This window comes from Nonomuraea sp. NPDC001684 (assembly GCF_053596515.1).
In genome coordinates, this window is record NZ_JBSFGJ010000117.1 from 1 (window position 1) to 23,323 (window position 23,323).

Here is a 23,323-nt window from a genome sequence, read left to right on the forward strand (position 1 = left end):
CGATCGCCGTGCGCTACGACGGCTCGGCGCCGGCCGGCGGGCACGGCTACCAGGTGCACATCGGCCCGATGTACTCCGACGCCCGCGGCTCGGTGCGGATCCGGTCGGCCGACCCCCGCGCCAAGCCCGCGCTGCGCTTCAACTACCTCTCCACCGAGCAGGACCGCCGCGAGTGGGTGGAGGCGATCAGGCACGCCCGCGCCATCCTGTCCCAGCCCGCCTGGGCCGGCCTGGACGGCGGCGAGATCTCCCCCGGCCCGGACGTCCGGACCGACGAGGAGATCCTGGCCTGGGTGGCCAAGGACGGCGAGACCGCCCTGCACCCGTCGTGCACCTGCAAGATGGGCGTGGACGACCTGGCCGTGGTCGACCCCGCCACCATGCGCGTGCACGGCCTGGACGGCCTGCGCGTCGTGGACGCCTCCGCCATGCCGTACGTCACCAACGGCAACATCTACGCCCCGGTCATGATGCTCGCCGAGAAGTCCGCCGACCTGATCCTCGGCAACACCCCCCTCGCCCCCGACACCACGGCCTTCCACCGCCACGCCTGACCCGGTCTAACGGTCCAGACGCTGGTACAGGCGGACGGACAGGACGAAGAAGACGACGGTGATCGCCACCGGCCACAGCACCGCCATCGTCACGGCGTGCTGGGCCACCCACGAGTCGCCGCCCCAGCCCGGGTTGCCGAACAGCTGCCTGGCGGCGGCGACCGTGGAGGAGAGCGGGTTCCACTCCGAGATCGCGCCCAGCCAGCCGGGCATGGTGCCGGGCGCGACGAAGGCGTTGGACAGGAAGCCGATCGGGAACTCCAGCGTCTGGATCGCGACCACCGCGCCCGGCTCCCGGGTGAGCAGGCCGAGGTACATGCCCGCCCACAGCAGGGCGAAGCGCAGGAGCAGCAGCAGGCCGATCGCGCCCAGCGCGCCCCCGGCCGAGGCGGGCCGCCAGCCCACCGCCAGGCCGCACAGCAGCAGCCCGCCCAGGATCAGGACCGAGTTGAGCAGGTCGGCCACGGCCCGCCCGACCAGCACGGCCGAGGGCGCCATGGGCATCGACCGGAACCGGTCGGTGACGCCCTTGGAGACGTCGGAGGACACGGCGATCATGGTGGAGCTCAGGCCGAAGAGCATCGTCATGCCGTACATGCCGGGCATGAGGAAGGCGAAGTAGTCGGCCCCCGCGGGCACCTCGACCGCGCCGCCGAACAGGTAGCCGAAGGCCAGGGTGATCACCACGGGGAAGAGCACCCCGAAGACCACCGTCATGGGCTGGTTGGCCCAGTGGATCAGGTCGCGGCGGGCGACGGTCCAGCCGTCGGCCAGCGCCCATCTGAGTGCGGTCATCGATCGCCTCCCGCGGTCGTCAGGTTCAGGAAGACCTCGTCGAGGGTCGGCCGGCGCAGCGCGACGTCGGCGGCCTCGATGCCGGCCGCCGCCAGCGCGGGCAGGACCCGGGTGAGCGCGCTCACCCGCTCGGCCACCGGGGCGCTGACGTGCCGGGTGTCCCGGTCGATCTCGGCGGGGCCCGCGGCGGCCGCCGAGAGGATCGCTGCCGCCTCGTCGAGCCGCGCCGGGTCGTTGATCACCACGTCGAGCCGGTCGCCGCCGAGCTTGGCCTTCAGCTCCTCCGGCGTGCCCTCGGCCACCAGCCGGCCGGAGTCGATCACCGCGACGCGGTCCGCGAGCTGATCGGCCTCCTCCAGGTACTGGGTGGTCAGCAGCACGGTCGTGCCGCCCGCGACCAGCTCGCGCACCGCGTTCCAGATCCCGGCGCGGCTGCGCGGGTCGAGACCGGTGGTGGGCTCGTCGAGGAAGAGCACGGGCGGCGCCAGGATCATGCTCGCGGCCAGGTCGAGCCGCCTGCGCAGGCCGCCGGACAGCTCCTTGGCCGGGCCGTCGTGCCCGGTCAGGCCGAAGCGCTCCAGCAGCTCGGCGGCCCGGGCGCGGGCGGCCGGCGCGCTCAGGTGGTAGAGGCGGCCGAACAGCTCCAGGTTCTGCCTTCCGGTCAGGATCTCGTCCACGGCCGTCTGCTGGCCGACCAGGCCGATGGCGGCGCGGACCCGGCGGGGCTCGGCTGTCACGTCGAACCCGGCCACCTCCGCCCGGCCGGCCGAGGGGCGAAGGAGCGTGGTGAGGATGCGGACGGCGGTGGTCTTCCCGGCGCCGTTGGGCCCGAGCAGGCCGTAGACGGTGCCGGCGGGCACGTCGAGATCGATGCCGTCGAGCGCCGTCTTCGAGCCGTACGTCTTGCGCAGGCCCTGGGCGAGCACTGCGGACATGGCCACCTCCCTATCGAATCGTACGGCGTACCGTACAACATACGATCGACGCATGCAACCGTACGGTGTACCGTACGAGGGTGACTGTTGAGTACCCGGGCAAAGGCGACCCGGCCCGCAGCCTCGCGCTGCTGTGGCGGACGAGCGAACGGGCCAGCCGCAAGGGCAAGCCGGAGCTGAGCGTCGAGCGCATCGTCCGCGCCGCCATCGACGTGGCCGACGCCGAGGGGCTGGCGGCGCTGTCCATGCGCCGGGTGGCCGAGAAGCTGGGCGTGGGCACGATGTCGCTCTACACGTACGTGCCGGGCAAACCCGAGCTGCTCGACGTCATGCTCGACACCGTCTACGGCGAGACCGCCCGCCCCGAGGACGTGCCGGGCGGCTGGCGGGCCCGGCTGGAGCTGATCGCCCGCGAGAACTTCGCCCTCTACCTGCGCCACCCGTGGCTGCTCCAGGTGGCCGCGAGCCGCCCGGTCCTCGGCCCCAACGTCACCGCCAAGTACGACTACGAGCTGCGCGCCGTCGACGGCATCGGCCTGACCGACCTGGAGATGGATTCGGTGATCACGCTGGTCACCGGCTTCGTGCACGGCACCGCGAGAGGTGCGGTGGAGGCCGCGCAGGCCGAGAGCCAGACCGGCATGACGGACCTGCAGTGGTGGGCCGCGCACGCGCCCTTCCTCAGCCGGATCTCCGATCCCGCCATGTTCCCCACGGCCTCGCGCGTCGGCCAGGCGGCCGGGGAGGCGCTGCAGGCCGCCTACAGCCCCGAGCACGCCTTCGAGTTCGGCCTCCAGCGCGTGCTCGACGGCGTCGAGGTGCTGGTCGACAGCCGGTCAGCGGGCTGACAACGCCTGCTCGTAGGCCAGCAGGGTGCGCACGAACGTCTGCCGCTCCTGCGGCGTCAGCGGGTCGAGGGCGGCCCGCCAGGCCGTGGCGCCGTAGCCGAGCCATTCGGTGATCGCCTCCTGGTGGGCCGGGGCGATGCTGACGATCGTGCGGCGCCGGTCGGCGTCGTCCTCGCGGCGCTCCAGCACGCCCTTCCTGCTCAGCTCGCCCACCATCAGGCTCACGGTGGCCGGCGCCACCTCCAGGCGCCCGGCCAGCTCGTTGACCGTGGTCGGGCCGTCGAACAGCAGATAGGCCAGCAACGACAGGTGCCGGGGGGCCAGCGCCAACGACCGCAGCGCCTCGGGCACCTTGAGCCGCTTGGCCCGGCCCACCATGCGCGGCATCAGGAGCAGCAGCGTCCTGATGCCTTCGTCCACGCTCAAGCCGTCGGTTGACATCGCCAATACCTTGCTGTCTAAATTAGCTTTGTTCGCAAAGCTAATTTGTCGTCGTCTGAGCAAAGGATAGTGACATGGACGAGCGGGTGCGGGCCTTCGGGGACGAGCTGGTCAAGGTGCACGACTGGTTCAGGGGCGAGCTGGCGAAGCTGCGCGCGGGCGGGGCCGTCACCGACGACCTGCGGGCACACTGCCTGACCTTCTGCGACGCGCTGAGCTTCCACCACTCCGGCGAGGACCGGGTGGCGTTCCCCCACCTGGAGGGCACGCGTCCGGAGCTGAAGGAGGCGCTCGACCGGCTGCGCCGCGAGCACGAGGTGATCGCGGCGCTGGTCGAGGAGCTGCGCGCGGCGAGCGACCCGGCGGCGATCGAACGCGTCGCCGCCGAGTTGGAGAGCCACTTCGACTACGAGGAGCGGGCGCTGGTGCCCGTGCTCAACTCGCTGGAGAGCGTCCCGTGGGCGGTCGGCGGCTAGCGGACGGGGGCCGCGCGCAGCCGTACGACGTGCTCGACCAGCGAGATCAGCGTCGTCTTGACCGACTCGCGGTTGCGCGCGTCGGTGCGCACGATCGGCACGTGCGAGCCCAGCGCCAGCGCCTCGCGCACCTCGTCGTCGGTGTGCGGGAACTGCCCGTCCCAGCCGTTGATGCCCACCACGAACGGCAGCTTGGCCTCTTCGAAGTAGTCGATGGCGGGGAAGCTGTCGGCCAGGCGGCGGGTGTCGAGCAGCACGACCGCGCCGATGGCGCCGCGGACCAGGTCGTCCCACATGAACCAGAACCGGTGCTGTCCGGGCGTGCCGAACAGGTACAGGATCAGGTCGCGGTCGAGCGAGAGCCGGCCGAAGTCCATGGCGACGGTCGTGGTCTGCTTGTTCGGCGTCAACCCGAGGTCGTCGATGCCCGCGGACGCGTCGGTCATCACCGCTTCCGTGGTGAGCGGGAGGATCTCGGACACCGCCCCCACGAACGTCGTCTTGCCGACGCCGAACCCACCAGCGACGACGATCTTCGTCGAAGTGAGCCCGGGGCTAGAGCCTGCGAAGTCCACTGAGCACCCTTTCGAGCATGTTGAGGTCTGGCTGTCCCTGGCTGAGGCGTGGCTGGTGCAGGCGGACGAGACCTTCGTCTGACATGTCCGCCACTAGCACCCTCGCCACGCCCAGCGGGACGCGGAGCAGGGCCGAGATCTCGGCGACCGACCGGAACGTCCTGCAGAGCTGCATGATGGCCTCCTGCTCGGGGGTGAGCATGGCCATCTCGTCGTCCGGGATCGACATCGACGAGATCAGCGTCTCCATCGCGAGGTGATACCGCGGCTCGGAACGGCCGCCGGTCACCGCGTAAGGACGGAACAGGGGCTCGTCGTCCCCGGTCCCGTCACTGCCGTACACGGCCCTCTCCCATCAGTTCCATCACATCACCGGGTCCTGGCGGCCTGGAGTTCGGCGCGCAGGGCCGGCGTGAGCGCCTGTCCCGCTCTGTCTACCAGCAGCGTCATCTGGTACGCCACCAGCCCCATGTCACAATCAGGACCCGCCAGCACCGTCAGCACCGAGCCGTCGCTGATCGCCATGACCAGCAGCAGCCCGCGCTGCATCTCGACGACGGTCTGCGACACCGCGCCGCCCTCGAACACCCTGGACGCGCCCACCGTCAGGCTCAGCAGACCGGCGGAGACCGCCGCGAGCTGGTCGGCCCGGTCCGGCGGGAAACCCTCGGAGGCGGCCAGGCACAGGCCGTCCGCCGAGACGACCACGGCGTGCGCGACCCCCGGAGTGTTGCGCACGAAGTCGGTGATCAGCCAGTCGAAGCGGTGCGCTTCATGGCTCAGCGTTGTCACGCATCCTCCCCAGCGGGACGCTTACTCACTCTGTTCCTCCTGTCCACGTACTTCCTGGCGGCCCCGTCGCACACCCTTCTGGTAGCTGGCCATGCGGCTGCGCATCCGGTCGGCTGAGACCGGTGGCGCCGGCGGCGGCGACTGCTGAGCCTGCTGCTGAGCGGGCTGGCTGGCCGTGCCGGGGACCAGATTGGCCTTGGGGGTGCGCTTGGGGAGCCCCGCGGCGGTCACGCCGCCGAGGCTGGGCTCGCTGGCTTTGGCCGCCGCACGCCAACCGGCGTCCGCGGCCGTCTGCCACGCTTCCTCCCCAGAGGGTACGGCTTGCGCGGGCCTCGCCTCACCGCCGTTCTCGCCGGACGAGGACGCCTCGGGCGCCGACTCCCCCGGCGGCCTGCGGAACCACGCGGACTCCACCGACGCGAAGATCGGCAGAAACTCCTCCTGCTCCGGCTCCATCGGCGAGACCTCCACCGAGGGCGCCGGATCGGGACGGCGTACGTCGTTCGTCCCGTAGCTCGTCGCGTACGGCGGCGGCGTCGGGAACGTCCCGCCGCTCGCCGGATACGGCGGGAACGAGCCGGTGCCCGACGACAACGACGGGTAGGCCCCGGAGTCGAACGAGGACGGCTGCCGCCGGTAGGAACCGCCGTCGGTGTCGGCCGTGAAGCCGTTGACCGGACGGCCCGGGTCGGAGTTGAACGCCCCGAGCCCGTGCCTGGGCGCGGGCGGCGGCGGGTTGTCGAAGGACGGCGGCCCGGAGGGAGCGCTGTCGAAGGTCCCCGAGGGCGCCGGGGCCGCCGACGGCCCGGTGCCGAACCTGGCCGGGTCGCCCGGAGCCGGCCTGGCCCCGTTCGCCCCGTTCGCCTCGACCGAGTCGAAGCTGCCGAACGACCGGAACGAGCCGTTCGGCGCAGGCGGCGGCACGGTCCCGCCGCCGAACGCGGGGCGCTGCGGCAGCGGCTGCTGCATGTTGTCGGCGATCAGCGTGGGCGGCAGCAGCACCATGGCGATCAGGCCGGTGCCCTCGCCCTTGCGCAGCTGCACCCGGATGCCGTGGCGCAGCGCCAGCCGGCCGACCACGAACAGGCCCATGCGGCGGGAGACCGACACGTCCACGACGGGCGGCTCGGCCAGGCGGCGGTTGGCCTCGGCCAGCTCCTCCTCGGTCATGCTGATGCCGGAGTCGCTCACCGACAGCAGCGCGCCGCCGCCCTCGATGAGGCTGCTGGAGACCAGGACCTGGGAGTTGCTCGGGGAGAACTGGATCGCGTTCTCGACCAGCTCGGCCACCAGGTGGACGAGGTCGTTGGCGGCGCTGCCCTGCACGGACGTGGCCCGGTGGACCTTGACCTGGACCCGCTCGTAGCCCTCGACCTCCGACAGCGCGGCGCGCACGACGTCGACCAGCTTGGCCGGCTGGCTGCGCCGGCGGGTGGCCTCGTGGCCGGCGAGGACCAGCAGGTTCTCGGAGTTGCGGCGCATGCGGGTGGCCAGGTGGTCGAGCTTGAACAGGTCGGCCAGGCGGCCGCCGTCCTGCTCGCCCTTCTCCAGGCCGTCGATCAGCGAGATCTGCCGCTCGACCAGCGTCTGGGTGCGGCGCGAGAGGTTGACGAACATCGAGCTGATGTTGCTGCGGAGCTCGGCCTCCTCACCGGCCAGGCGCACGGCCTGGCGGTGGACCTGGTCGAAGGCCCGCGCGACCTCGCCGATCTCGTCCTGGCCCTCGACCTCGATCGGGCGGACCTCGGTGCTGGCCTCGCCCGAGACGCGCAGCTGGCGGACCACGTCCGGGAGCCGGAAACCGGCGATCTCCAGGGCCTCCGTGCGCAGCCGGCGCAGCGGGCCGACCATCGAACGGGCGATGGCCACGGTCAGCAGCAGCACGATCAGCAGCAGCGCCAGGATCAGCACACCGGCGATGATGGCGTTGCGGATCTCGGCCTCGCGCAGCTCCTGGCTACGCAGGTTCACCTTGTCGGCGAGGTCCTTCTCGATCTCGTGCAGGACGCCGATCGCGACCTTGTTGTCGTTGAACCACTGCTCGCGGGCGTTGGACCGGGAGGAGATCAGGTTGTCGGCGATCCGCACGCCCGGGGCCCGGCCGCTGGCCAGGGTGACCGCGCGGGCCTTGGTGAGCTGGACGTTGACGTACTCGTTCTTGCCGGTCAGCAGCTTGGACAGCTGCAGGCCGATCTCGACGCCGGCCTCGGCGCCCACGGTGGCGATGTCGCTCTGCTCGCGGGCGTTGGAGGCGATGAACCGCTCGACCTCCTTGGCGTCGACGCGCTCGACGTTGTAGGAGTTCTTCAGCAGCTGCACGCGCTGGCGGGACATCTCCTCCTTGGCCTGCGCGAGCGCGCTCAGGGCGCGGAAGTGGCCGATGATCTGGGAGTCGTCCGACAGCAGCGAGAGCTCGTCGTGCAGCTTGAGCAGGGTGTCGGTCAGGAAGTCGTACCGGATGGTGTCGGCCTGGCCCTCGGCGCGGATCTTGCTCAGCCGGTTGAGGTCGTACTTGGCCTGGCCGGCGGCCTTGACGACGCGTTCGCCGTAGGACTCGTCCATGGTGTCGAGGTCCGCGCGCACGCTGGTGACCAGCTTGTCGACCGCGGCCTTGTACTCGGCGAGTTCGCCGGCCTTCGACTTGCGCAACTTGGGATAGGCGCCGATCCAGCCCCCCGTGTCACGCTCCAGGCCGAGTGCCTGCACCAGGTCGCGGATCCGGCCGGCCTGCTCGGCTGCGGTGGCCGTGCGGTCGTAGTCGCCGATGCTCTGGACCGAGCCGACCACACGTGCTCCCCCGAGCACGACGCCGGCGATGGTGGGCACGAGGATGAGCGCCGTCAGACGCCATCTCACGCGCCAGTTCCGCAGGCCGAGGCGAGGCAGCGACCGCTTCCCGCGGTCCCGCCTCGCGGCATGGCCGCTGTCGGAGTTCCCCGTGATCACTGCTTTCGCTACCCCTCAATCGTCCCGTTCAAACGACGGGTGTTCAAGCCGTCCACAAGGTATCCGCAGCATCCGACTTAACAGGCATTTCGGACACAATCGTTACATATGTGACCGACAGTTGTTCACTGTTGGTTATCGCAGTGCGGCCAGCACCTGATCGTGGACTTGAGCTCGCTGCGCGCTGTCGCTGAGGGGGCGACCGGCGCGGTCCACGACATAGAAGACGTCCACCGCCTCCGCGCCGAGAGTCTCCACGCGGGCGGCTCTCACGTCAAGACCGCACTCCCCGAACGCCCGTCCGATGCGCCACAGGAGCCCCGGCCTGTCATGGGCCCTGACTTCCACCACGGTGGCCGTCGCGGAGGCGTCGTCGACCAGTGTCACCCGAGGTGGAGCCACAGGTACCCGCGGCGGCCGCACGGACCTGGTCCGGCGGGCCAGCCGCTGCTCGATGTCAAGACGGCCGGCAAGGACGAGACGGAGGTCGGCCTCCAGGGTGGCGGGGTCGGGCGGCGAGCCGTACTCGGGCACGACGGCGAACTCGATCACCGCCGTGCCGCCCGCCGAGGCGGCCGACGCCGAGCGCACGACCATCCGGTGGGCGGCCAGCACCCCGGCGGCGCTCCACAACAGCCCGGCCCGGTCGGGCGCGACGACGGTGACCGCCCCGCCGTTGACGCGCACCGCGCCGCCGCCGTGCCGGGCCAGCGCCGCCTGCTCGGGCGGGATCGAGGGCGCCCTGGGCGGCGGCGAGCCCGACAACACGGACCTGACGCGGCGCACGAGGTCGGCGACCAGCCCGGCCTTCCAGGCGTTCCACGCGGCCGGCCCGGTCGCGTTGCCGTCGGCGACGGCCAGCGCGGCCAGCAGGTCGAGCACTTCGCGGGAGCCGACCGTGGCGGCGACCTTCTCGATCGTGACCGGGTCGTCGAGGTCCCTGCGGGTGGCGGTCTCGGGCAGCAGCAGGTGGTGGCGTACGACGGTGGCCAGCGTCTCGACGTCGCGGGCGGGCAGCCCCATGCGCCGGGCGATGTCGCGGACCACGACCTCGCCCGTCGCCGAGTGGTCACCCGGCCAGCCCTTGCCGACGTCGTGCAGGAGCGCGCCGATCAGCAGCAGGTCGGGACGGGAGACCTCGCGGGCGTGGCCGGCCGCGTTCGCGGCGGCCTCGATCAGGTGCCGGTCGACGGTGAAGCGGTGGATGGGGTTGCGCTGCGGACGGTGCCGTACGCGCTCCCAGTCAGGAAGCAGCTTGACAAGCACGCCCGCCTGGTCAAGCTCCTCCCACACCGGCACGGCGGCCCGTCCGGCGCCGAGGATCGACACCAGCGCGTCGCGCGCCTCCTCCGGCCACGGCACCGGCATCGGAGCCGACTGAGCAGCCAGGACGGACACCGTGGCGGGCGCCAGCGGCAGCCCCGAGCCGGCCGCCGCGGCGGCGGCCCGCAGCACCAGGACGGGGTCCTTGCGCGGGTCGGCGCCCCTGGCCAGCACCACCTCGCCGCCGTGCTCGACCACGCCGTCGGCCAGCGGGCGGCGCCCTCGCGGGACCGGTCCTGACAGCAGCCTGTCAACCGTGCGCCAGGTGGCGTCGAAGGCGTGGGAGACGGTCCGGCCCGCCTCGGCGAGCCGGCGCATGAGGGCCTCGGCGTCCAGCAGGCCGAGCAGCCCGGCCACCGCGTCCTGCTCCTGGAGCACCAGCCGGTCGGCGCCGCGCGCGGTGACGACGTGCAGCGCGTGCCGCACGTCGAGGATGAACTCGTGGGCCTCGCGCGCCCGCGGTCCCGGAGCCGAGGCGACCCACGCCGCCGCCACGGCCTGCATCGCCTGGACGTCGCGCAGCCCGCCGCGGCCGTCCTTGAGGTCGGGTTCGAGCAGGAAGGCCAGCTCGCCGCTGACCTGGGCCCGGTGGTCGGCCGACGCGCGCAGCTCGCCCAGCCTGCGCCGCGAGTCGGCCCGCCACTCGGCCAGCACCGCCTCCCTGGCCCTCCTGGTCAGCTCGGGGTCGCCGGCGACGTGCCTGGCCTGGATGAGGCCGAGGACGGCCTTGAGGTCCTGCCCGGCCACGGCCACGGCCTCCGCCACGGTCCGCACGGAGTGGTCGAGGCCGACGCCGGAGTCCCAGATCGGGTACCAGATGCGCTCGGCGATCCGCGCCACGTCGGCCCGCCCGTCGTGCAGCAGGACCAGGTCCAGGTCGCTGCCGGGGGCCGGCTCGCCGCGGCCGAGGCTGCCGACGGCGACCAGGGAGACCTGGTCGCCGTCGCTCGCCGTCCTGAAGAGGTCCTTGAGCCAGCGGTCGGTGTCCGCGGTCCGCTCCTTGCGGGCCGCGGCGTACGAGCGCGCCTCTCCTCTCACAGGGCCTCCGGCCCTCGCTCTCCGGTGCGTACGCGCACGGCCGTGTCGACGGGCACGGACCAGACCTTGCCGTCGCCGATCTTGCCGGTGTGCGCCGCCTTGACGATGACGTCGATGACGTCCTCGGCGTCGTCCTCCTCGGTCAGCACCTCCAGGCGCACCTTCGGCACCAGGTCCACCTGGTACTCGGCGCCGCGGTAGACCTCGGTGTGGCCGCGCTGGCGGCCGTAGCCGCTGGCCTCGCTGACCGTCATGCCCTTGATGCCGAACTGCTCCAGCGCCGCCTTGACGTCGTCGAGCTTGAACGGCTTGATGATCGCGGTGATGAGCCTCATGCCTCCACCTTCTTGGGAGCCGGTGCCGGGGTGAGCGGACCGTTCGGGGTGGTCACGCCGGAGGCGTAGACCGTGCCGAGGTCGTACCCGGTCTCGGCGTGCGTGGTGACGTCGATGCCGGTGAGCTCGTCCTCGGCGGAGATGCGGAAGCCCATCGTCCTGTCGATGAGCTTGCCGACGATCCAGGTGGCGGCGAACGAGTAGCCGCCGATCGCGACCGGGCCGAGCACCTGCAGCCCGAGCTGGCCGAGGCCGCCGCCGTAGAACAGGCCCTTGCTCTGCTGGTCGAGGAAGGGATAGGCGGCCAGGAAGCCGAGCGAGACGGCGCCGATGACGCCGCCGACCAGGTGCACGCCGACCACGTCGAGCGAGTCGTCGAAGCCCAGCCGGTACTTCAGGCCCACGGCGTAGGCGCAGACGGCCCCGGCGGCCAGGCCGATGACCATCGCGGCCCACGGGTCCACGAAGCCGCAGGCCGGCGTGATGGCGACCAGGCCGGCGACCGCGCCGGAGGCGACGCCGAGGCTGGTGGCGTGGCCGTCGCGCAGCTTCTCCACGACGAGCCAGGCCCCCGCGGCGACCGCCGTGGCGATCTGGGTGTTCATGAACGCCAGCCCGGCGGTGCCGTCCACGGCCAGCTCCGAGCCGGCGTTGAAGCCGAACCAGCCGAACCACAGCAGGCCCGCGCCGAGCAGGACCAGCGTCAGGTTGTGCGGCCGCATCGGCTCCTTGCGCCAGCCCTGGCGCTTGCCGATCACGAGGGCCAGGGCCAGCGCCGCGGCGCCGGCGTTGATGTGCACGACGGTTCCGCCGGCGAAGTCCTCGATGCCCATGGTGTTGAGCCAGCCGGTGCCCCACACCCAGTGGGCGACCGGGAAGTAGACCACGGTGGCCCAGATGACGCTGAACAGGATCCACGCGCCGAACTTCGCCCGGTCCGCGATCGCGCCGCTGATCAGGGCGACGGTGATGATGGCGAACGTCAGCTGGAAGGCCGAGAAGACCAGGCTCGGCATGCCGGTGCCGTCGTCCTTGGTGGCCGTCTCCACCAGGCTCTGCAGGCCCAGGGCGTCGAAACCGCCGACGACGTTGTTCAGCAGCGAGCTGCCGTTGTCGGTGAAGGCGAGCGAGTGCCCGAACAGCACCCAGGCCACGGTGACCGTGATGATGGCGCCGAAGGACATCATCATCATGTTCAGGACGCTCTTGGCCCTGGTCATGCCCCCGTAGAAGAACGCGAGACCCGGAGTCATCAGCAACACCAGCGCGGTGGCCGCGAGCATCCAGGCTGTGGTGCCGCTATCGATCTTCACGACGCGACCCTCCTTACATGTGACGTGTTGCCACAGCGTGTTCGGCCGGGGTTTCGTGGCTCGACCTGGAGTGTTTCGCGGCGGTGAATCTCACCGGCACGGTGTTTCGGGTAGGTTTCGGCCCCTTCACACGCGCCGATCCGGTCATGAGATACTTAGGATTGCCTAACCTAATAGATCAAGGAATCCCTCATGCGTCTCCGGCTTCTGGCCCTGCTCCCCGTCCTCGCCCTGGCCGCCTGCGGCACCTCGACCGGCACGGAGGACGCCGGCCCCACCCGGACCGTCAAGCACGCCATGGGCGAGACCAAGGTGCCGATGACCCCCAAGCGGGTCGTCGTGCTCGACACCGACAAGCTGGACACGATGGTCTCCCTCGGGATGGCCCCCATAGGCGCGGCCCAGGCGGGCGAGAACCAGACCTGGCCGGAGTACCTCGGCTCGGCGTTGTCGGCCACCAAGCCGGTCGGCACCCTCCAGCAGCCCAACATCGAGGCGATCATGGCGCTCAAGCCGGACCTCATCCTGGGCTCGAAGTTCCGCCAGGCCGCCTTCTACGACAAGCTCAGCAAGATCGCGCCGACCGTGTTCACCGAGAAGGTGGGCGTCACCTGGAAGGAGAACTTCCTGCTGGACGCCGAGGCCCTGGGCAAGAAGGAGCAGGCGTCCGGGCTGTTGTCGGCCTACGAGCAGCGGGCCGAGGCGCTGGGCGGGAAGTTCGGCAAGCTGTCGGTGAGCATCGTGCGCTTCATGCCCACCGAGATCCGCATGTACGGCCCCGAGTCGTTCAGCGGCATCGTGGTCGGCGACGCGGGCGTCCAGCGGCCCGAGGCCCAGCGCCTGGCCGACCAGGACGACAAGCGCTTCGGCAAGCTGAGCCAGGAGAACATCGCCAAGGCCGACGGCGACGCCGTCTTCTACAGCGCCTACGGCGAGGCCGCCGCCAAGTCGCAGGCCACGGTGACCGGCGGCCCGCTGTGGAAGAACCTGGCCGCGGTGAAGGCCGGCCACGCCCACGACGTGGACGACGAGATCTGGATGACCGGCATCGGCGTCACCGCCGCCGGCAAGATCCTCGACGACCTGGAGAAGTACCTCAGCCCGCTGGCCTGACCCGGTCGCCCCGGGCGATCCGGCCGGGCCGCAGCACCCGCGCGTAGACGCCCGCGCACGCCTGGAGCCCGGCCTCCAGCACCTGGACCCGGTTGTGCCGGGCCACCACGCGCAGCGCCTCGGTGTCGCGGCCGAGCGCGCCGTGGGCGAGCGTCGGCACCGCGCAGCGCGGGCTGGCCACGATGACCTGGAGCACGACCTCGTCCCCGACGTGCAGCTCGCGCCCCACCCAGTCGTTCTCCACGAAGCCCGCCGCGTCCGTCCTGATGATCAGGTTGGGCCGGTAGCGGAGGGCTTCGACGTGCCCCCGCGGGCTGAGCTCGCCGATGCGGCCGATCGTCGAGGTGGAGATCAGGTGCAGGGGCGCGAAGTCGAAGAAGGTGCCCGCCGGCGAGGCCCCGCCGAGCGTGCCTGCCGTGTACGGCACCTCCGCCTCGATGCCCTCGGCCAGCACCCGCTCGGGCACCGACCGCTCCAGCTCGGCCCCCTCCGGCGGCACGTCGATCAGCCGCACCTCGCGGCCGAGCAGCTTCGACAGCTCCTCGTCGCCCGGTGCGCGGGCGCCTTCGACGGTCAGCAGGTCGCGCCAGAGCCGCGGGTTCTTGGCGCTGGCGATCTTCCCCGTGGCGACGTCGAGCACCGCCCGGGCCCGGTCGCCGGCCAGGCCGCGCTCGGTCACCTCGCTCTCGGCGACCTCCTCGCCCAGCATCGACTTCACCGGATAGCGGCGCAACGTCTCGACATGCATGATCGAGAGCTTAGGCCCGGCCCCAGAAGCGGCGCAGGTGGGGGACCAGCTCGGCGGCCCGCTCGTCGGGGAAGAACAGCCGGCCGCCGTCGATCTCCACGACCTCCCGCACGCCGGGGATCGTGTCGCGCAGCCAGCGGGCCCAGCTCACGTCGAAGAACACGTCGCCGGTGCCCCACACGACCAGCGTCGGCACGGTGAGCACGGTGAGCTGCGGCTCGATGGCGACCATGTCCGCGGCGTCGATCGAGGCCAGCAGGCGTTCGAAGGCGCGGCCGCCCTCCGGCCTGGCCAGGATCGGGCGCAGGTAGGCGTCCACCAGCGCGGCGGGGTCGTCGATGTGCTCGTAGCCGACGCCCAGGGCGGTTCGGGCCAGCAGCTCGGGGTGGTCCAGCACGGCGGCCACCAGCCCGGCCAGCTCACCCCTGGCGGCCAGCTCCACGGTGTCCTTGAACGCCTCCGGCGGGGTGTTGGTGTGCACGTCGCAGTTGGTGAGGGTGAGCGAGCGCAGGCGCCGGGGGTGGCGGACCGCGAAGACCTGGGCGACGGCGCCGCCGGTGTCGTTGGCCACGAGGTCCACCTCGTCCAGGCCGAGCCCGGCGCACAGCTCCTCCACGGCCTCGGCCAGCGCGGGGATGGACAGGTCCGCACGCGGCTCGCTGCCGCCGTGCGCGGGCAGGTCCAGGGCCACGCAGCGGCGCTCGTCGCGCAGCTCGGCGATGACGTTGCGCCACAGGTACGAGCTGGTGCCCACACCGTGCACGAACAGGGTCACCGGGCCCTGGCCCACGTCCACGTAGTTGATGCCGTCCATGCCGGCTCCCCCTCAATTACAGACCGACTGTCGGTCTAGGAAATTACCGACCGTTGGTCGGTTTGTCTAGAGTGAGGGCATGAACCTCAAGGCGGAGCGCGGCGCGGCCACCCGCGACAAGGTCCTGGCCATCGCCACGCGGCTGTTCGCCGAACGGGGCTACGACGACACGTCGATCGAGGCCGTGCTCCAGGAGTCGGGGCTGAGCCGCGGGGCCCTCTACCACCACTACGCGGGCAAGGACGCGCTGTTCGAGGCGGTGCTGGAGGCCACGGAGTCGGCCATCGGCGTCAAGATCGCCAAGGCGGTGCGCGGCATCGCCGACCCGGCGGCGGCGCTCCTGGCGGGCGCGCTGGCCTGGGTCAGGCTGGCGGGCGATCCGGTGATCCGGCGCATCGTGCTCATCGACGCGCCCGCGGTGCTGGGCTGGGAGAGCTGGCGGGCCATGGAGGAGCGGTACTCCTTCGGCATGCTGAAGGCGGCCCTGCAGGCGACCGGCGCGGTCCCCGACGACTTCGTCGACCTGCACGCCCACATGCTGCTGGCGGCCGTCAACGAGAGCGCCCTGCTGGTCGCCAGGGGCGGCGACACGGCGACGGCGGAGGCCGCCGTGGAGGAGTTCCTGCGCCGCGTCCTCAAGCCGTAGCAGGCCCACAGGGCGCTGCGACACGGCCCTGGAAACGGCGGCGCCGCCCGGAGGCCGGGCGGCGGGGCCGGAAACGCCGCCGCCGCCCGGAAGCCGGGCGGCGGGGCGGAACGTGGAGAAAGGTCAGGCGGCGGCGTTGGCCATGCGGCGCAGCCGGGCCAGGGCGTCGCGCTCGATGCGGCGGGCCCGGTCGCGGCCGATGCCGTAGCGCTCCCCCACCTCGGTCAGCGTGTGCTCGCGCCCGTCGAGCAGCCCGTAGCGCCAGCGCAGCATCTCGCTGGTGTCGCCCTCCAGGCCGGTGAGCCACTGGTCGAGCCGCTCGCGCTCAAGGATGTCGATGGCCTGCTGCTCGGGATCGGCCCACGTCTCGTCGGCGATCATGTCACCGAGCTCGGTCTCGTCCTCGTCACCCACGCCGAGCTGCAACGACACCGGGTCGGACGCCCAGCGGCGCAGCTCGCGCACCCGCTCGATCGGCAGGTCGAGGATCTCGGCGAGGTCGCCGTCGGTCGGCTCGGCGTCGAACTCGGCCAGCATGTCGCGGCGCACCCGCATCAGCCGGGTCATCTGCTCGCCGGCGTGCGTCGGCAGCCGGACCGGACGGGCCTGCTCGTGGATGGCCCGTCCGACCGACTGCCTGATCCACCAGGTCGCGTAGGTGGAGAACTTGTACCCCCGGCGGTAGTCGAACTTCTCGACCGCTCGAACCAGGCCCAGGTTCCCCTCCTGGACCAGGTCGATGAGCGGCATCCCCCGGCCCGAGTACTTCCGGGCCACCGCCACCACCAGGCGCAGGTTGGCCTGGATGAACTCGTCCTTCGCGCGCTGGCCGGAGACGGCCAGGCGCTCCAGCTCCTCGTCCGCCGCGTCCCCGATCCGCGGCTCGGAGCCTCCGCTGTCAAGAAGCTGCTCGGCGAACAGGCCCGCCTCGATCCGTTTGGCGAGCTCCACCTCTTCCTCCGCCGTGAGCAGCGGGACCCGGCCGATCTCGGCCAGATACGTCCCCAGCAGGTCGCGGTCAGCGACGTGCTGCTCCTGCGTGCGACTCCCCGTAGGCCTTGCCATCCCCTGGCACCTCGTTCCGCAGCTGCGTCCTATATCCGGCCAACGTCCGGCCGGAAGCAAAGATTCCCTAAACAGCTACGCCAGAGGGAGGGTCTTGGACGTCCTCCTAAAGGAGGAGACCGGCCTGAAACACCTGGTGGACAAGGGGAACACCGGGTCGGTACGCCAGGTGGACATAGGAGGGGGCGTCGAGCACGACCAGGTCCGCGCGGGCTCCCTGACGCAGCCACCCCACGTCCGTGCGGCGCAGCGCGCGGGCTCCGCCGTACGTGGCCGCGCGCACCGCCTCCAGCGGCGTCATCCCCATCTCGCGCACCGCCAGCGCCACGCAGAACGGCATCGACGAGGTGAACGACGAGCCCGGGTTGCAGTCGGTGGCCAGCGCGACCGTGACGCCCGCGTCGATGAGCCGCCGCGCGTCGGGATAGGGCGAGCGGGTGGAGAACTCGGCCCCCGGCAGCAGCGTCGCCACCGTCCCGCTCGACGCCAGGGCGTCGACGTCGGCGGCCGACAGGTGGGTGCAGTGGTCGGCCGAGGCCGCGCCCAGCTCGCAGGCGATGCGCACGCCGGGCCCCTCGGTGAGCTGGTTGGCGTGCACCCGGGGCTGGAGCCCGGCCTTGATCCCGGCGTTCAGGATCTCCCTGGTCTGGTCGCCGTCGAACGCGCCGCGCTCGCAGAAGACGTCCACCCATTTGGCGTAGGGGGCGCAGGCGTCGAGCATCTCGCCCGTCACCAGCCGGACGTAGTCGTCGGCGTCGGCGCCCTCGGGGACGACGTGCGCGCCCAGGTAGGTCGTCTCGTCGGTGAGGGTGGTGGCGATCTCCAGCGAGCGGCGCTCGTGCTCGGCGGACAGGCCGTAACCGCTCTTGATCTCCACGGTGGTGGTGCCCTGGGCGAGCATCTCCTCCACCAGGGCGCGGGCGTGCGTGGCCAGGTCGGCGTCGCTCGCCGCGCGGGTGGCGGCGACGGTCGTCCTGATGCCGCCGCCGGTGTACGGCTGCCCCGACATGCGGGCCTGGAACTCGGCCGTACGGTCGCCGGCGAACACCAGGTGGGCATGGCTGTCCACGAACCCGGGCAGCACGGCCCGGCCGCCGGCGTGCAGGCGCTCGTCGGCGTCGGGCGCCTGGGCGGCGGGGCCGACCCAGGCCACCAGGCCGTCCTCGACGACCAGCGCCGCGTCGGTGATCTCCTCGCGCTCGGGGTCGCCGGTGTAGAGCAGCCCGATCCCGTCGATCAGCGTGGTGGTCATCGCACCTTTCCTATCGCCTCGGAGAGCATGTGCCCGACGTCGCCGAGCTCGTGGCGGCCCTGCGCGACCACCCTGCGGCCGCCGGAGACCACCGAGTGCACGTCGGAGGTCGTGGCCGCGAACACCACGGCCTCCAGGCCGCCGATGCCCGCCGTGCGCACCGAGTCGAGCCGGACCGACACCAGGTCGGCCCACGCTCCGGGGATGAGCCGGCCGGCGTCGGCGAAGCCGAGCGAGGTGTGCCCGGCGCCCGTGGCGGCGGTGAGCAGGTCGGCGGCGCTCCAGTGGCCGCGCCGCTCGCTGGTCAGCCGCTCGTCGAGCTCGACCGCGCGGGCCTCCTCGAACAGGTCGATCACGGCGTGGCCGTCGGAGCCGAGCGTGATCGGGGTGCCGCGGTCGGCCGCCGCCCTGGCCGGGCCGACGCCGTCGGCCAGGTCGCGCTCGGTGGTGGGGCACATGCAGATGTACGTGCCCGACTGGCTGAGCAGCTCCACGTCGGAGTCGGTCAGATGGGTGGCGTGCACCGCGGTCGAGCGCGGGCCCAGCACGCCGCGCTCGTGCAGGATCTGGACCGGCGTGGCGGCGTACGTCTCGGCGCAGGCGGCGTTCTCGGCGCGCTGCTCGGAGACGTGCGCGTGCAGCGGGGCGCCGTGCCGGTGGGAGAACTCGGCCACCACCGGCATCTGCTCGGGCGGCACCGCGCGCACGGAGTGGACGGCGGCCCCGATCTCCACGTCGTGCTGCCCCTCGTAGGCGGCGGCCAGCTCGTCGGCCCTGGCCGCCCAGCCGTCGGCGCTGCCGTCGCTGAAGCGCAGCTGGGTGCCCGACAGCGGCACGCCGATGCCGCCGGACAGGTAGCAGGTGTCGAGCAGCGTGATGCGCAGCCCGGCCTCGCGCGCGGCCTGGACGAGCGCGTGGCTCATCACGTTCCTGTCCTCGTACGGGCGGCCGCCGGGGCCGTGGTGCAGGTAGTGGAACTCGCCCACGCAGGTCACCCCGGCCAGCGCCATCTCGGCGTAGACGGCCCTGGCGAGCTGGAAGTAGGTGTCGGGGTCGAGCTTGCCCGCGACCTCGTACATCTGGTCGCGCCAGGTCCAGAAGTCGCCCTTGCCGCGCTGGGTGGCGCCGCGCAGGGCCCGGTGGAAGGCGTGGGAATGGGCGTTGGCCAGGCCGGGGATGGTCAGGCCGGGCAGCCGCTCGGCCGAGCCGGGCTCACCCCGCCCGATCCTGGCGATCCGGGCGCCCTCGACCTCGATGAGGACGCCGTGGGCGACCCCGTCGGGCAACCAGGCCTGCTCGCACCAGTAGGTCAGCGACACAGATCCTCCAGCACGTCCGCGAGTGCCACCACTCCCGCATGGCAGTCTGCCTGGTCGGCGTGCTCCTCGGGGGAATGGGACACGCCGGTGGGGTTGCGTACGAACAACATCGCGCTCGGGACGCCCGCCGTGGCGAGGATTCCGGCGTCGTGGCCCGCTCCGGTCGGCAGGATCGGCGCGGGCGTGTCGCCGCCCGCCACGCGGGCCAGCCGGTCCCTCAGCGCCGCGCCGAAGGCGACCTCGGGGGTCCACGACTCCTCGCGCACGTCCGCGCCGGCCCCCGCGGACAGCTCCTCGACCAGGGCGCGGACCGCGGGCTCGGCCGGGCCTCGGGCGTCCAGCCAGGCCGTGACCAGGCCGGGGACGGCGTTGGCGTTGCCGGGCGAGACGCGGGTCTTGCCGACCGTGGCCACCACGTCGTGCCGCTCGGCCGCCTCGCGGGCGGCCAGCACCAGGCGGGCGAAGGGCAGCATCGGGTCGTCGCGGTCGGCCAGCCGGGTGGTGCCCGCGTGGTCGGCCCTGCCGTGGAAGTCGAACCGCCACCGGCCGTGCGGCCAGATGGCGCTGGCCACGCCCACCGGGCGGCCCTCGTGCACCAGGCCGCGGCCCTGCTCGACGTGGAGCTCGACGAACGTGCCGACGGTGGCCAGGGTCTCGGCGTCGTGGCCGACGTCCGCCGGCTTGCGGCCGGCCCGCGTCATGACGTCGGCCAGCGTGTCGCCGTCGTCGTCGGTGAGCGCGAGGGCGCGTTCCGGCGTGAGCGCGCCGGTGAGCAGCCGGGAGCCCATGCACGGCACGCCGAACCTGGCGCCCTCCTCGTCGGTGAAGCAGGCGACGCCGATCGGCCGGCCCGGCGTGACCTGCCGTTCGCGCAGCAGGTCGAGGGCGGCGAAGGCGGACACCACGCCGAGCGGGCCGTCGTAGGCGCCGCCGTGGCGCACGGAGTCGAGGTGGCTGCCGGTGACCACGCCGGGCCTGCGCGACGGGTCGCCCCACCAGGCCCATAGGTTGCCGTTGCGGTCTTCCCGCAGGTCGAGCCCGCGGCGCGCGGCCTCGCCCGCGAACCACCCGCGTAGCTCCATGTCGGCGGCCGACCAGGCGTCTCTCACGTATCCGCCGGAGCGGGGATCTCGTCCTATGTGCGCGAGTGGTTCAAGCATGGGTCCACTGTAGTGAATGGATCCATTCAGATGTCAGTTGGCCGGGCCCGCACTCGGTCTGATGGTCAGTTCGGTGAGGTGGGCGTCGGGTCCGGCGTTGATCGTGGCGAGCACGGCCCGCGCGACGGTCTCCGGGGTGAGGTACTTGTCCGGTTCGTACGCGCCGCCCTCCTGGGCGCGCACGCCGCGCTGCATGTCGGTGGCCACCCGGCCCGGGTAGACGGTGGTGACCCGCAGCTCGGGCTCCTCCAGGCGCAGCGCGTCGGCGAAGGCGCGCAGGGCGAACTTGCTGGCCGCGTACGAGGCCCACTCGGGGTTGGCCCGCTGCCCCGCGCCGGAGTTCACGCAGACGACGTGCCCCCGGGCGCGGCGCAGCGCGGGCAGCAGCAGCCGGGTCAGCTCGGCGACCGCGACGACGTTGAGCTCCATGGTCGTGCGCCAGTTGCCGGCGGGCTGGTCGGCGATCCGGCCGAGCAGCGCGATCCCGGCGCTGTGCACGAGCACGTCGAGCCGCTCGACGCCGTCGACGTCGGCCTCGGTGAGCCGGGTCAGCTCGACGGGCCAGGGCCGGGCGTCCGGCAGCTCGGCCGCCAGCCTGGCGAGCGCGGACTCGTCCCTGCCGCCGAGGATGACGTGATGCGTGGGGCCCAGCGCCCGTGCCACGGCCTCGCCCACACCACGGGAAGCGCCGGTGACCAGCGCAGTCGGTCGTTCAGTCATGGGGCCGAGTTTATGACCTTGACGGCCATACAAATTTGAGTACAAACTTGAGCACATGTCGGCGTCCACGCGCATCCTGATCCTCGGTTCCCTGCTCGACGGCCCCATGAACGGCTACGGCGTCCGCCGCCGGCTGGAGATGATGGGCGCCGACACCTGGGCCAACGTCGCCTTCGGCTCGATCTACCACGGCCTGGGCAAGATGGCCGACGAGGGGCTGCTCGCGGTCGTCGAGGCCGGCAAGGGCGGCAAGGTCGTCTACGAGCTGACCGAGGCCGGCCGCTACGAGTTCCACCGGCTGCTCATGCACAGCTGGTCCGAGGTGAGACCCGTCGTCGACCCCTTCCAGGTCGCGCTGACGTTCATGCACCGGATGAAAAAGCAGGAGATTCTCGACGCCCTGCATGGCAGGATTCGGCAACTGCGACTGAACATCGAAACCATCGACCACGCGTACGGCACCAAGCAGCGCTACGGCGAGCCCCGCCACCTCGACGAGAACCTCCGCCTGACCCAAGCCATGCTCCAGGCCCAGCTCGACTGGGTCGAAGGCGCGATCGGCCGGGTCGAGAAGGACGAACTGCCCTGAGGAGAAAAATGATCATTGAGGCACGTGAGTTACGCAAGACGTTCACCACCAGGAGCCGCAAGGGCTCGCAGACCGTCGAGGCCGTGCGCGGCATCGACCTCGACGTCGAGAAGGGCGAGATCTTCGGCGTGCTCGGCCCCAACGGCGCCGGCAAGACCACGACGATCCGCATGCTGGCCACGCTGATCACGCCCGACTCCGGCACCGCCGTCGTCGCCGGCCACGACCTGCGCAAGGAGCCCGAGGCCGTGCGCCGCCGGCTCGGCTACGTCAGCCAGGCGGGCGGCGTGGAGGACACCACGAGCGCCCGCGCCCAGATCATGATGGCCGCGAAGATCCACGGCGTGGCCGACCCGAAGCAGGCCACGGCCGACGTGCTCGACCGCTTCGACCTCGCCGAGATGGCCGACCGGCCCGGCCGCACGCTCTCCGGCGGCCAGAAACGGCGGGTGGCCATCGCGCTGGGGCTGGTGCACGCCCCGCCGCTGCTCTTCCTCGACGAGCCCACCACCGGCCTCGACCCGCAGAACCGGGCCAACCTCTGGGACCGCATCAGGCAGCTCCGCGAGGCCGGCACGAGCGTGCTGCTCAGCACCCACTACCTCGACGAGGCCGACGCGCTCTGCGACCGGCTGGTGATCGTCGACCACGGGCGCATCGTGGCCGAGGGCACGCCCGGCGAACTCAAGCGCGAGGTCTCCGGCGACGTCGTCACGCTGCGGCTGGCCGAGCCCGAGCGGGCCGCCGAGGCGCTCAGGCCCCTGGCCCGCGAGGTGCGCCTGGACGAGGACGCCCTGCGCGTCTACGTCGACGACGGCGAGCACACCCTGCCCGCGCTGCTGCGCGTCCTTGAGGAGCAGGGCATCGGCCTGCGCTCGATCGCCCTCGACCGCTCCACCCTCGACGACGTCTTCCTGGCCAAGACCGGCCGGTCCCTGCGCGACACCGGAGCCGCCGCATGATCCGCCACATCGCCCTGTTCACCGGCTACGAGCTGAAGAAGTCCTTCAGCAACCCCGTCTGGCCGCTGTTCGGCATCCTGCAGCCGGTGCTCTACCTGCTGATGTTCGCGCCGCTGCTCAAGGACCTGACGCCGGGCCGCAGCACGGTCGACGCCCTGCGCATGTTCACGCCCGCGTCGATGATGATGATCGCCGTGTTCGGCTCGTTGTTCTCCGGGTTCGGCCTGATCGCCGAGCTGCGCAACGGCTCGCTCGAACGGTACGCCGTCAGCCCCGCCTGGCGGCCGGCCATCGTGCTCGGGCGGGTGGCCAAGGACATGGTCGTGCTGGTGTGCCAGGCGGTCCTGGTGCTCGTCGTGGCCGTGGCCATGGGCGTGCGCATCGGCGGCGTCGAGCTGGTGCTGGTGCTGGCGCTCATGGCGGCCACCGGGCTGTTCGCCTCCGGGCTGTCGCAGGGGCTGGCGCTGACCGAGGCGATCAGCTTCTCCGCCTCCCCGATCCGCCCGGCCCCGACGTACGACATGACCGCGTGCACGTCGTTGAAGGCGTAGAACGGCTCGGCCA

25 protein-coding genes are annotated in these 23,323 nt (G+C 72.0%); 8 read left to right on the forward strand and 17 right to left on the reverse strand.

All coding sequences use genetic code 11. The features are described from left to right. Positions 1-554 (forward strand): GMC oxidoreductase (locus tag ACWCSD_RS21830; RefSeq protein ID WP_449917318.1); only part of this gene is annotated, 554 nt, incomplete at its 5' end. Positions 555-560: 6 nt separating this feature from the next. Here ACWCSD_RS21830 and ACWCSD_RS21835 read toward each other — a convergent pair. Continuing rightward, positions 561-1,349 (reverse strand): ABC transporter permease, encoded by a 789-nt coding sequence (locus tag ACWCSD_RS21835; RefSeq protein ID WP_397218668.1) that lies wholly within the window; start codon positions 1,347-1,349, stop codon positions 561-563. Then, entirely contained in the window at positions 1,346-2,284 is a 939-nt protein-coding gene (locus ACWCSD_RS21840) for an ATP-binding cassette domain-containing protein (RefSeq protein WP_449917321.1), read from the reverse strand. Before ACWCSD_RS21840 ends, ACWCSD_RS21835 begins: the two co-directional genes overlap by 4 nt. Positions 2,285-2,364: 80 nt before the next feature. Here ACWCSD_RS21840 and ACWCSD_RS21845 point away from each other — a divergent pair, with 80 nt between their 5' ends. Further along, the gene (locus tag ACWCSD_RS21845) at positions 2,365-3,132 is read left to right on the forward strand and encodes a TetR/AcrR family transcriptional regulator (RefSeq protein ID WP_397162526.1); all 768 of its coding nucleotides are present in this window, start codon (positions 2,365-2,367) and stop codon (positions 3,130-3,132) included. Here ACWCSD_RS21845 and ACWCSD_RS21850 read toward each other — a convergent pair. Next, complete coding sequence (locus ACWCSD_RS21850; protein WP_387667803.1) at positions 3,121-3,573, reverse strand: MarR family winged helix-turn-helix transcriptional regulator; 453 nt, start codon at positions 3,571-3,573, stop codon at positions 3,121-3,123. The genes ACWCSD_RS21845 and ACWCSD_RS21850 overlap by 12 nt on opposite strands. Positions 3,574-3,647: 74 nt before the next feature. On the opposite strand from ACWCSD_RS21850, the gene ACWCSD_RS21855 reads away from it, so the two are divergent. After that, positions 3,648-4,049, forward strand: coding sequence for a hemerythrin domain-containing protein (locus tag ACWCSD_RS21855; RefSeq protein ID WP_449917326.1), 402 nt, complete (start codon positions 3,648-3,650; stop codon positions 4,047-4,049). Here ACWCSD_RS21855 and ACWCSD_RS21860 read toward each other — a convergent pair. The 7 genes from ACWCSD_RS21860 to ACWCSD_RS21890 all read right to left on the reverse strand — a co-directional run bounded on the left by ACWCSD_RS21860 (position 4,046) and on the right by ACWCSD_RS21890 (position 12,371). After that, positions 4,046-4,624, reverse strand: coding sequence for a GTP-binding protein (locus tag ACWCSD_RS21860; protein WP_352321413.1), 579 nt, complete (start codon positions 4,622-4,624; stop codon positions 4,046-4,048). The two genes, ACWCSD_RS21855 and ACWCSD_RS21860, sit on opposite strands and share 4 nt — an antisense overlap. Continuing rightward, positions 4,605-4,967 (reverse strand): DUF742 domain-containing protein, encoded by a 363-nt coding sequence (locus tag ACWCSD_RS21865; RefSeq protein WP_125631446.1) that lies wholly within the window; start codon positions 4,965-4,967, stop codon positions 4,605-4,607. Before ACWCSD_RS21865 ends, ACWCSD_RS21860 begins: the two co-directional genes overlap by 20 nt. 26 nt (positions 4,968-4,993) lie before the next feature. Beyond that, the gene (locus ACWCSD_RS21870) at positions 4,994-5,416 is read right to left on the reverse strand and encodes a roadblock/LC7 domain-containing protein (RefSeq protein ID WP_185844483.1); all 423 of its coding nucleotides are present in this window, start codon (positions 5,414-5,416) and stop codon (positions 4,994-4,996) included. 21 nt (positions 5,417-5,437) lie between these two features. Then, positions 5,438-8,272, reverse strand: a complete 2,835-nt coding sequence (locus ACWCSD_RS21875) for a nitrate- and nitrite sensing domain-containing protein (RefSeq protein WP_449917331.1) — start codon at positions 8,270-8,272, stop codon at positions 5,438-5,440. A gap of 225 nt (positions 8,273-8,497) precedes the next feature. Continuing rightward, positions 8,498-10,723, reverse strand: a complete 2,226-nt coding sequence (locus ACWCSD_RS21880) for a [protein-PII] uridylyltransferase (RefSeq protein WP_397162523.1) — start codon at positions 10,721-10,723, stop codon at positions 8,498-8,500. Next, positions 10,720-11,058 carry a P-II family nitrogen regulator gene (locus ACWCSD_RS21885; RefSeq protein WP_352321406.1) on the reverse strand — a complete coding sequence of 113 codons (339 nt, stop codon included), beginning with the start codon at positions 11,056-11,058 and terminating at the stop codon, positions 10,720-10,722. The genes ACWCSD_RS21880 and ACWCSD_RS21885 overlap by 4 nt, the downstream gene beginning before the upstream one ends. Continuing rightward, on the reverse strand, positions 11,055-12,371 hold the full coding sequence (locus tag ACWCSD_RS21890; protein WP_358283648.1) for an ammonium transporter: 1,317 nt from the start codon (positions 12,369-12,371) through the stop codon (positions 11,055-11,057). Before ACWCSD_RS21890 ends, ACWCSD_RS21885 begins: the two co-directional genes overlap by 4 nt. A 192-nt stretch (positions 12,372-12,563) precedes the next feature. Here ACWCSD_RS21890 and ACWCSD_RS21895 point away from each other — a divergent pair, with 192 nt between their 5' ends. Beyond that, entirely contained in the window at positions 12,564-13,484 is a 921-nt protein-coding gene (locus tag ACWCSD_RS21895) for an ABC transporter substrate-binding protein (protein WP_397162522.1), read from the forward strand. Here the strand turns inward: ACWCSD_RS21895 and ACWCSD_RS21900 are convergent. Beyond that, positions 13,468-14,232 (reverse strand): MOSC domain-containing protein, encoded by a 765-nt coding sequence (locus tag ACWCSD_RS21900; RefSeq protein ID WP_397162521.1) that lies wholly within the window; start codon positions 14,230-14,232, stop codon positions 13,468-13,470. The genes ACWCSD_RS21895 and ACWCSD_RS21900 overlap by 17 nt on opposite strands. 10 nt (positions 14,233-14,242) lie before the next feature. Then, a complete protein-coding gene (locus tag ACWCSD_RS21905) occupies positions 14,243-15,046 on the reverse strand; it encodes an alpha/beta fold hydrolase (protein WP_449917337.1) in 804 nt (267 codons plus the stop codon). A gap of 79 nt (positions 15,047-15,125) precedes the next feature. On the opposite strand from ACWCSD_RS21905, the gene ACWCSD_RS21910 reads away from it, so the two are divergent. Next, complete coding sequence (locus ACWCSD_RS21910) at positions 15,126-15,692, forward strand: TetR/AcrR family transcriptional regulator (RefSeq protein ID WP_397162519.1); 567 nt, start codon at positions 15,126-15,128, stop codon at positions 15,690-15,692. A gap of 123 nt (positions 15,693-15,815) precedes the next feature. Here ACWCSD_RS21910 and ACWCSD_RS21915 read toward each other — a convergent pair whose 3' ends face one another. The 5 genes from ACWCSD_RS21915 to ACWCSD_RS21935 all read right to left on the reverse strand — a co-directional run bounded on the left by ACWCSD_RS21915 (position 15,816) and on the right by ACWCSD_RS21935 (position 21,208). After that, a complete protein-coding gene (locus tag ACWCSD_RS21915) occupies positions 15,816-16,757 on the reverse strand; it encodes a sigma-70 family RNA polymerase sigma factor (RefSeq protein ID WP_358283634.1) in 942 nt (313 codons plus the stop codon). A gap of 106 nt (positions 16,758-16,863) precedes the next feature. Further along, positions 16,864-18,009, reverse strand: a complete 1,146-nt coding sequence (gene hutI / locus ACWCSD_RS21920) for an imidazolonepropionase (RefSeq protein WP_358283632.1) — start codon at positions 18,007-18,009, stop codon at positions 16,864-16,866. Continuing rightward, complete coding sequence (locus tag ACWCSD_RS21925) at positions 18,006-19,328, reverse strand: formimidoylglutamate deiminase (RefSeq protein WP_449917342.1); 1,323 nt, start codon at positions 19,326-19,328, stop codon at positions 18,006-18,008. Before ACWCSD_RS21925 ends, hutI begins: the two co-directional genes overlap by 4 nt. Further along, positions 19,319-20,488, reverse strand: coding sequence for an allantoate amidohydrolase (locus ACWCSD_RS21930; protein WP_358283627.1), 1,170 nt, complete (start codon positions 20,486-20,488; stop codon positions 19,319-19,321). The genes ACWCSD_RS21925 and ACWCSD_RS21930 overlap by 10 nt, the downstream gene beginning before the upstream one ends. Positions 20,489-20,521: 33 nt before the next feature. Next, entirely contained in the window at positions 20,522-21,208 is a 687-nt protein-coding gene (locus ACWCSD_RS21935) for an SDR family oxidoreductase (RefSeq protein WP_449917345.1), read from the reverse strand. 55 nt (positions 21,209-21,263) lie between these two features. Between ACWCSD_RS21935 and ACWCSD_RS21940 the strand changes: the two genes are divergently transcribed. The 3 genes from ACWCSD_RS21940 to ACWCSD_RS21950 are packed head-to-tail and all read left to right on the forward strand — an operon-like array spanning position 21,264 to position 23,310. After that, a complete protein-coding gene (locus tag ACWCSD_RS21940) occupies positions 21,264-21,797 on the forward strand; it encodes a PadR family transcriptional regulator (protein WP_352326833.1) in 534 nt (177 codons plus the stop codon). An 11-nt stretch (positions 21,798-21,808) separates the two neighbouring features. Then, on the forward strand, positions 21,809-22,759 hold the full coding sequence (locus ACWCSD_RS21945; protein WP_387669264.1) for an ATP-binding cassette domain-containing protein: 951 nt from the start codon (positions 21,809-21,811) through the stop codon (positions 22,757-22,759). Further along, the gene (locus ACWCSD_RS21950) at positions 22,756-23,310 is read left to right on the forward strand and encodes an ABC transporter permease (RefSeq protein ID WP_449917348.1); all 555 of its coding nucleotides are present in this window, start codon (positions 22,756-22,758) and stop codon (positions 23,308-23,310) included. The genes ACWCSD_RS21945 and ACWCSD_RS21950 overlap by 4 nt, the downstream gene beginning before the upstream one ends. Positions 23,311-23,323 lie beyond the last annotated feature (13 nt).

Coding starts and splice junctions, on each gene's coding strand:
- ACWCSD_RS21930 (WP_358283627.1), bottom strand. CDS start 20,488: ATGCTTGAACCACTCGCGCACATAGGACGAGATCCCCGCTCCGGCGGA.
- ACWCSD_RS21840 (WP_449917321.1), bottom strand. CDS start 2,284: ATGTCCGCAGTGCTCGCCCAGGGCCTGCGCAAGACGTACGGCTCGAAG.
- ACWCSD_RS21850 (WP_387667803.1), bottom strand. CDS start 3,573: ATGTCAACCGACGGCTTGAGCGTGGACGAAGGCATCAGGACGCTGCTG.
- ACWCSD_RS21935 (WP_449917345.1), bottom strand. CDS start 21,208: ATGACTGAACGACCGACTGCGCTGGTCACCGGCGCTTCCCGTGGTGTG.
- ACWCSD_RS21900 (WP_397162521.1), bottom strand. CDS start 14,232: ATGCATGTCGAGACGTTGCGCCGCTATCCGGTGAAGTCGATGCTGGGC.
- hutI (WP_358283632.1), bottom strand. CDS start 18,009: ATGACCACCACGCTGATCGACGGGATCGGGCTGCTCTACACCGGCGAC.
- ACWCSD_RS21910 (WP_397162519.1), top strand. CDS start 15,126: ATGAACCTCAAGGCGGAGCGCGGCGCGGCCACCCGCGACAAGGTCCTG.
- ACWCSD_RS21895 (WP_397162522.1), top strand. CDS start 12,564: ATGCGTCTCCGGCTTCTGGCCCTGCTCCCCGTCCTCGCCCTGGCCGCC.
- ACWCSD_RS21950 (WP_449917348.1), top strand. CDS start 22,756: ATGATCCGCCACATCGCCCTGTTCACCGGCTACGAGCTGAAGAAGTCC.
- ACWCSD_RS21940 (WP_352326833.1), top strand. CDS start 21,264: ATGTCGGCGTCCACGCGCATCCTGATCCTCGGTTCCCTGCTCGACGGC.
- ACWCSD_RS21835 (WP_397218668.1), bottom strand. CDS start 1,349: ATGACCGCACTCAGATGGGCGCTGGCCGACGGCTGGACCGTCGCCCGC.
- ACWCSD_RS21885 (WP_352321406.1), bottom strand. CDS start 11,058: ATGAGGCTCATCACCGCGATCATCAAGCCGTTCAAGCTCGACGACGTC.
- ACWCSD_RS21905 (WP_449917337.1), bottom strand. CDS start 15,046: ATGGACGGCATCAACTACGTGGACGTGGGCCAGGGCCCGGTGACCCTG.
- ACWCSD_RS21855 (WP_449917326.1), top strand. CDS start 3,648: ATGGACGAGCGGGTGCGGGCCTTCGGGGACGAGCTGGTCAAGGTGCAC.
- ACWCSD_RS21915 (WP_358283634.1), bottom strand. CDS start 16,757: ATGGCAAGGCCTACGGGGAGTCGCACGCAGGAGCAGCACGTCGCTGAC.